The 871-nt window shown below is 72.3% G+C and carries 1 protein-coding gene; it reads right to left on the bottom strand.

Annotation, left to right across the window (positions count from 1 at the left end):
• Positions 1-45: 45 nt before the first annotated feature.
• Positions 46-871 (bottom strand): chloride channel protein (locus FV228_RS31090; RefSeq protein WP_147857903.1); only part of this gene is annotated, 826 nt, incomplete at its 5' end.

Genomic DNA, 871 nt, shown 5'->3' on the forward strand with positions numbered 1-871 from the left:
CCTGAGCGGCGCGGCTTGGGGACGAAGCCCCCCGAGCCGCGCCGCTCAGGCGGTCTTGGCCACCGGCTGGGCCGGCACGTCGGCGCGCTCCAGCATCATCTCGGCCAGCGTGTGATAGAGCCCGCCCCGGCAGATCGCCTTCGAGGCGGCGTCGGCGATGATGGCCGCGATCATCAGCGGGATCATCATCGTATGGTTCTGGGTCATCTCCGTGACGATGACGAAGCTGGTGATCGGCGCCTGCAGCACGCCGGTCAGGTAGGCGACCATCCCGATCAGCACGAGGGCGCCCACCGGCATGTCCGGCAGGAGGCCGTGCACCGTGCCGCCGATCCCGGCTCCGACCGCCAGCGAGGGGGCGAACAGGCCGCCCGGGATGCCGCTGATCGAGCTGAGCACCGTGGCGGCGAATTTCAGCGGCGCGTAGGTCCAGCCGGCGGTCGTGTCGCCGTGCAGGATCGCCCGGGCCTCCTCGTAGCCGGTACCGTACGCGGTGCCGTTCGAGGCCAGGCCGCACAGGGCGACGCACAGGCCGCAGAGTGCCGCGAAGACCACCGGACGCGCCCCGATCAGGCGCCCGGCCGCCCCCGGCAGGCCGCGGGCGAACAGGATGATCAGCCGGCTGAACACCCCGCCCGCGAAGCCGCCCAAGGCGGCCAGCAGCGGCACGATCCAGCTGGCCGCCAGCGGCAGCTCCGCCTGGCTGGTGCCGAAATACGTGTAGTTGCCGAGCAGCCAGAGGGAGGTGAGGCCCGCGGCCACGATCCCGGCGACGATCAGGCCGGACGAGCGCGCCTCGTAGGCCCGGCCCAGCTCCTCGATGCCGAACACGATGCCGGCGAGCGGCGTGTTGAACGCCGCTCGCCGGCAT

This window comes from Methylobacterium sp. WL18 (assembly GCF_008040015.1).
GTDB classification, from domain to species: domain Bacteria; phylum Pseudomonadota; class Alphaproteobacteria; order Rhizobiales; family Beijerinckiaceae; genus Methylobacterium; species Methylobacterium mesophilicum.